The 5858-nt window shown below is 61.2% G+C and carries 7 protein-coding genes; 4 read left to right on the forward strand and 3 right to left on the reverse strand.

The annotated features are described in order from the left end of the window. Together WB528_RS18745 and WB528_RS18750 are read right to left on the reverse strand one after the other, a co-directional pair. Nucleotides 1-248: iron-sulfur cluster assembly protein (locus tag WB528_RS18745; protein WP_423889887.1), on the reverse strand; the 248-nt coding region annotated here is incomplete at its 3' end. A gap of 148 nt (nucleotides 249-396) precedes the next feature. Then, the gene (locus WB528_RS18750) at nucleotides 397-834 is read right to left on the reverse strand and encodes a VOC family protein (RefSeq protein ID WP_423889888.1); all 438 of its coding nucleotides are present in this window, start codon (nucleotides 832-834) and stop codon (nucleotides 397-399) included. A gap of 217 nt (nucleotides 835-1051) precedes the next feature. Here WB528_RS18750 and WB528_RS18755 point away from each other — a divergent pair, with 217 nt between their 5' ends. From WB528_RS18755 to WB528_RS18770, 4 genes are all read left to right on the forward strand, one after another. After that, nucleotides 1052-1921, forward strand: a complete 870-nt coding sequence (locus WB528_RS18755) for an NAD(P)-dependent oxidoreductase (protein WP_423889889.1) — start codon at nucleotides 1052-1054, stop codon at nucleotides 1919-1921. A gap of 315 nt (nucleotides 1922-2236) precedes the next feature. Next, entirely contained in the window at nucleotides 2237-3844 is a 1608-nt protein-coding gene (locus tag WB528_RS18760; protein WP_423889892.1) for a sensor histidine kinase, read from the forward strand. Nucleotides 3845-3885: 41 nt separating this feature from the next. Beyond that, the gene (locus WB528_RS18765) at nucleotides 3886-4095 is read left to right on the forward strand and encodes a DUF1289 domain-containing protein (RefSeq protein WP_423889893.1); all 210 of its coding nucleotides are present in this window, start codon (nucleotides 3886-3888) and stop codon (nucleotides 4093-4095) included. 19 nt (nucleotides 4096-4114) lie between these two features. Beyond that, complete coding sequence (locus WB528_RS18770; RefSeq protein WP_423889895.1) at nucleotides 4115-4633, forward strand: TIGR02281 family clan AA aspartic protease; 519 nt, start codon at nucleotides 4115-4117, stop codon at nucleotides 4631-4633. A gap of 105 nt (nucleotides 4634-4738) precedes the next feature. Here the strand turns inward: WB528_RS18770 and dusA are convergent, their stop codons facing one another. Continuing rightward, a complete protein-coding gene (gene dusA / locus WB528_RS18775) occupies nucleotides 4739-5809 on the reverse strand; it encodes a tRNA dihydrouridine(20/20a) synthase DusA (protein ID WP_423889896.1) in 1071 nt (356 codons plus the stop codon). Nucleotides 5810-5858 lie beyond the last annotated feature (49 nt).

A 5858-nucleotide genomic window follows, 5' to 3' on the forward strand; every position in this document is an offset into this window, starting at 1 on the left:
GCCTTGCGTTCGGCGGTCAGCGCGACCATGGCGACCTCAACACCGGGAATGGCGCGCACCGCCGTTTCCGCAGCGGCCCGAACGCCTTCCCAGGCGCGGGCTTCCGTCGCCTCGACGTTGATCGAAAAAAACACCTTGCCGTCACTGACCGAGATCTCCGACAGCACCCCGGCATTGGTCAAGGCCACGCCACGGGGCGAAGTTACCTTGGCGAGAGCGTCCTGAACCTGTTGTTGCGTTACGCTCACGGCGCATCTCCTGGAGCCAATTCTGATGGCATCAGAACCGGTCTGTTCTTTTGTTTTGACGCGTTTTCTTCACGCGAACCGGGGTCCGCTTCGCTCGAAAACGCTATGACCTTCGGATGCGACCCATAAAGCCTGCCAGCCCAAAAGGCTACCTCCTGCCGACATCGTCCGTCCGCATCGAGGGCGCCGATCCCGCCTGTTCCTTGGCGGCCTCATAGTTCAGCTCGATCATCACGCCATTGGGGTCGTTGACGAAGATCTGCCAAAGATCGCCGCCGGGAACCTGCCGTGCGTCGAACGGCATCTTCTTGGACTGAAGCCGCCCTTTCATGGCGTCAAAACCGCGGCTCACAAATGCGACATGATGAACCACGCCGGAATCCGGCTTTTGCGCCTCTTCGGTCACCGAGATATCGACCAGATGGACCACCGCCTTGCCCTCGCTGTACATCCAGGCGCCTGGAAAGGCGAAATTCGGCCGGTCACCTTTTTCAAGGCCGAGAACGTCCTCGTAGAACCGAACGGTATCGGCGAGCTTGCGAGTCCGGATATTGAAATGATCAAGCACGCCAACGCTCATACCCATGTGAGCTCACTCCCTTTTTTGTTTTGAAACTCGACTATCGCGCCATGCTAGCATAAAACCACGCCCGCCCGCCAAATGGAGGCGTTGCCGATCCCTAAGGCGCGCTCTCAGGTCGCGGGTCTCAAGGCGGATGCCTGTTCTCGAACCGGTCTACCGTCTCTCATACAAGAACATGACCGGCCTACCGATGCGCCGGCAGAACCCCAGGATTGCACAAATGGCTAAAGTCGCTTTTCTCGGTCTCGGCGTCATGGGTTTCCCCATGGCAGGGCATCTCGTCGTCAAGGGCGGCCACGAGGTGACGGTGTACAACCGGACGCCGGGCAAAGCCAAAACATGGGCCGAGAAATTCAAGGGCAAGACCGCAGCCACGCCAAAGGCCGCGGCCGAAGGCCAGGATTTCGTGATGGCCTGCGTCGGCAACGACCACGACCTCCGCGCCATCACGATCGGCGCCGATGGCGCCTTTGCCGGCATGAAAAAAGGCGCGACCTTCGTCGATCACACCACCGCTTCGGCGGAAGTGGCGCGCGAACTCGATGCGGCCGCCGGCAAAGCGGGCTTCAAATTCGTTGATGCACCGGTATCGGGCGGACAGGCCGGCGCGGAAAACGGCGTCTTGACGGTGATGTGCGGCGGAACTGAAGACGCCTATGCCGGCGTCGAGCCAATCATCGCCGCCTATGCCCGCATGTGCAAACGGCTCGGACCCGCGGGAAGCGGCCAACTGACCAAGATGGTCAACCAGATCTGCATCGCGGGCCTCGTTCAGGGCCTTTCGGAAGGCATTCATTTCGCCAAAAAATCGGGACTGGATGTCGCCGCCGTGATCGACACCATCTCCAAGGGCGCAGCGCAATCCTGGCAGATGGAGAACCGCTACAAGACCATGAACGACGACAAATACGATTTCGGCTTTGCGGTGGAATGGATGCGCAAGGATCTGTCGATCTGTATCGCCGAGGCCCGCCGCAACGGCGCGCACCTGCCGGTGACGGCACTGGTCGATCAGTTCTATTCCGAAGTCGAGAAGATGGGCGGCAAGCGCTGGGATACGTCGAGCTTGCTCGCGCGGTTGCAACGCTAGACCTTCGACATACCCTGGATTTATTGCTGCCATTGCGAGGAGCGTCAGCGACGACCCGCTGTCGCTCGCGTTGCGAGCTATGGCGCGCTTGCAGTCCGCCGAAGCGCTCTTACGCGCAGGCGGAAGCAATCCAGTTCTTTCGTCAGGTCTGGATTCGCTTCGCTCGCAATGACGGCAAGAGGCTCTCGCGAGAAGTTAATTTAACCTCTCGTTAACGAGAATTCTTAGGCTCTTAAGGCACCTCTTAAGATTTTGGCGGCACAGATAGACAATGCAAAAGCCCGCTCCATTAGCGGGCAGGATTTGTGTTGTTTGATGAGTAAATCCGCTGAAAAGCCAGAAGTCGTGCAGCTTCCGGCTGAACCGCCCACTGTGGCGCCTGTTGCCAACCGGCGCGCGGCGGCACAGCGGGTGCGCGAGGCACGCGATCGGTTAACGTCTTCAAGCGGAACGCGGCCTGCTTTCGACAGAGAACTGCTCCGGCAATATGCCCAGACGCGGCTCTCGGCTTCCTATGTCGTCATGCTGCTGGTGGTGGCGACCGGCGTGCTGTTCGGTTTCTGGATCCCGCCGGTATCGGCCGCGGCCTGGACCTGCGGCCTGCTCTGCATCCATACCGCCATCATCCGCAGCTGCGGTCTGTTCATTGCCGCCCAGCCTTCGCTGACGACGACGATCCGCAGCTGGCGGACCCGCTTCATCGTGCTCGATCTCCTGTATGGCCTGGTCTGGACGACGATTCTGATCCACCCGTCGGGCTTCGATGCGGTCTCCAACACGCTAATCATGTTCCTGATGCTGCTGGTGGTTGCGGTATCGAGCATGCTGGCCGCAAGCCTTCCGATCGCAGCGTTAGCCGCCACCGCGCCGGTGACGGCCGCGATTGCGGTCAACTTCGCGCTGAGCGGCACCTTCGATAACTACGTGCTCGCCCTACTCGCGCTTGCCGCGGAAGGATATTTCGCGCTGTTGGCTCACCGCCTGCATTCGGCGACGCTGGCGACGCTGGAAGCGCGGGCCGAAAAGGACGCGCTGATCGGCGAACTCGAACAGGCCAAGGCGATCTCGGATGAAGCGCGGCACCGCGCGGAAGCCGCCAACGTCGCCAAATCGCGCTTCCTTGCGCAGATGAGCCACGAGTTGCGAACGCCCTTGAATGCGATCCTCGGCTTTTCCGAAGTCATGAAGAGCGAAATCTTCGGCGCGCACGCCGTTCCCGTCTACAAGGAATACTCCTCCGACATTCACAATTCCGGCGTTCATCTGCTCAATCTCATCAACGAGATTCTGGACCTGTCGCGGATCGAAGCCGGCCGCTACGAGCTCAACGAAGAGGCCGTCTCACTGGTGCATGTCGTCGCCGACTGCCACCATTTGCTCAAACTGCGCGCCTCGAGCCGCGTCATCACGATTCATGAGGTATTCGAGCAAGGCATGCCGCGGATCTGGGGCGATGAGCGCGCGGTGCGGCAAATCGTACTGAACCTGCTGTCGAACTCGATCAAGTTCACGCCACAAGGCGGCGAGATCTGGCTGAAGGTCGGCTGGACGGCGTCCGGCGGCCAGTATCTCAGCGTCAAGGACACAGGCTCCGGCATTGCCGAAGACGAAATCCCGATCGTGCTGGCTTCATTCGGACAAGGCTCCAATTCGATCAAGTCGGCCGAACAGGGCGCGGGCCTCGGACTGCCGATCGCCAAGAGCCTGATCGACATGCATGGCGGCACCTTCACGCTGAAATCAAAGCTTCGCATCGGCACTGAAGTCGTCGTCACCTTCCCGCCCGAGCGCGTGATGTCGGCGCTCGGACCGATGTCGGAGGACGCCCCGCCCCTGCAGCCGGAAAATGAAAATACAACGGAGGTCGACGCTGCGCGCGTCGGTCGCAATAAACCAATCCTGAGCGCCGGAACCGGATTATAGGTACGCTTGGCAAGCAATCGAATTCACTTCACTATCAAGAGATGAGCATAGAGACGCCGTGTATCGCAGTTTGCATGATGGATCCGAGAACCAGCCTGTGCTTCGGTTGCGGGCGCACGCTTCCCGAAATCGCGCGCGGGCATCGCATGGAAAGCGCGGAGCGTCTGGCGCTGATGGCGCTATTGCCCGCACGGATGGCGGAGGCCGGGCTCGAAGTGCTCAAGCCGGCCAACCGTTCGACGATCGGCTGAACGACAGGCACGGTGCGCTGTGAGCCGTATCCTGCTCGTCCTGGCCGTACTGCTGGCGACCGTCGGCGCCGTCGTAGCCTATGGCGATCCCGCCCAGGTCGCGCGCGCCAAAAGTACCGTCTCGAACACCGTCTCGTATTTGCTGCGCCCACACGCTTCGACGCGCGCGGTGCAGGTTGTGCGCGGGCAAGGTGGCGAATTCGCCCTGCAAGCCAAAATCAATGGCGTCGGCGCCCCGATGGTCATCGACACCGGCGCCACGTCCGTCGTGCTTACCTATGAGACGGCGAAGGCGGCCGGGCTTCCGCTTGAATTGCTCGATTACGATGTCGATGTCGAGACCGCGGGCGGTCACACCAAGGCGGCGCGATTGACGCTGGATCGGCTGGCGATCGGCAAGCTGGTCGAGCGATCGGTGCCGGCGCTGGTGGTGCCGCACGGACAAATGAAGACCAACCTGTTGGGCATGAGTTTTCTGGATCGGCTCGAAAGCTGGGAAGTGCGCGCCGACCGGCTGATGCTGCGCGGTTATCCGTAGCGCATGATCCGGAAAAGTGTGAAGCGGTTTTCCTTCGCGACAAACGCGGAACGCGTTTGCGCGGAGATCATGCGCAATTGAAAGACCCTCAGGCGGCGATCGCCACTAGAAACCTATATTTTCTCGTGGTCCTTTGATTCCAGCATTCGCAAACGTGCCTCCGGCGAGGGATGCGAATGTTGGAATCGGACCATGAGGCGCACGCTCCCCGACCAACGCGATCGCGGCCTTCAAAACCTCGGGGCCAGCACCCGGCCTCACCCCATGCTCGGCGAGATGGCGGCGGAACGCGCGTGCGCCCGGCACGCCGTGAAACGCACCGACAAAATGCCGCGTGATCGAATGCAGCCGCGTGCCTGCTGCGAGTTCGCGTTCGATATAGGGCAGCATCGCTTCGAAGACGTCCTTCATCGTCGTGAACGGCGCCGCCTCGCCGAACAATTCCGGATCGACGGTGAGCAGCCGCCACGGATCCTGATACGCGGCGCGCCCCAGCATGACGCCGTCGACATGCGCGAGATGCTGCCTGGCCTCGGCAAGACTGGCGATGCCGCCGTTGATGATGATAGGCACATGCGGCATCGACGCCTTCAACCGATAGACCCTGTTATAGTCGAGCGGCGGGATGTCGCGATTTTCCTTCGGCGACAATCCATCGAGCCAGGCCTTGCGGGCGTGAACGATCAGCGCATCGGCGCCTGCCGCCACCACGGCTCGCGCGAGCGTATCGAGCGCGGTCTCCGGATCCTGGTCGTCGATGCCGATCCGGCATTTGACGGTGACCGGTATCGACACGGCTGCCTTCATCGCCGCGACGCCGGTGGCAACCAGTGCTGGCTCCGCCATCAGGCAGGCGCCGAAACGGCCCTCCTTCACCCGGTCCGACGGACAGCCGACATTGAGATTGATCTCGTCGTAGCCGAAATCCTCGCCGATCCTGGCAGCGATGGTCAAATCGCGCGGATCGGAGCCGCCGAGTTGCAGCGCCACGGGATGTTCGCAACGATCGAACGCCAGCAAGCGCCGCCGGTCGCCATGAAGGATCGCGCCCGACGTCAGCATCTCCGTGTACAAGCGGCCACGCCGCGTCATCAGGCGATGGAACGTCCGGCAATGCCGGTCGGTCCAGTCCATCATAGGCGCGGTACAAAATCTATGTGATTGATTTAACTGCATTTTTCGAGTACAGTCAGATCGTTAGGTCGCGTCGTGTGCACTCCATTTT

Origin of the sequence: Bradyrhizobium sp. (assembly GCF_049586575.1) — a bacterium.
Classification (GTDB): Bacteria; Pseudomonadota; Alphaproteobacteria; order Rhizobiales; family Xanthobacteraceae; genus Bradyrhizobium.

Bases quoted from the DNA above. Each gene is read 5' to 3' on its own strand.
- dusA (WP_423889896.1), bottom strand. From the start codon at position 5,809: ATGCAGTTAAATCAATCACATAGATTTTGTACCGCGCCTATGATGGAC.
- WB528_RS18750 (WP_423889888.1), bottom strand. From the start codon at position 834: ATGGGTATGAGCGTTGGCGTGCTTGATCATTTCAATATCCGGACTCGC.
- WB528_RS18760 (WP_423889892.1), top strand. From the start codon at position 2,237: ATGAGTAAATCCGCTGAAAAGCCAGAAGTCGTGCAGCTTCCGGCTGAA.
- WB528_RS18765 (WP_423889893.1), top strand. From the start codon at position 3,886: ATGAGCATAGAGACGCCGTGTATCGCAGTTTGCATGATGGATCCGAGA.
- WB528_RS18755 (WP_423889889.1), top strand. From the start codon at position 1,052: ATGGCTAAAGTCGCTTTTCTCGGTCTCGGCGTCATGGGTTTCCCCATG.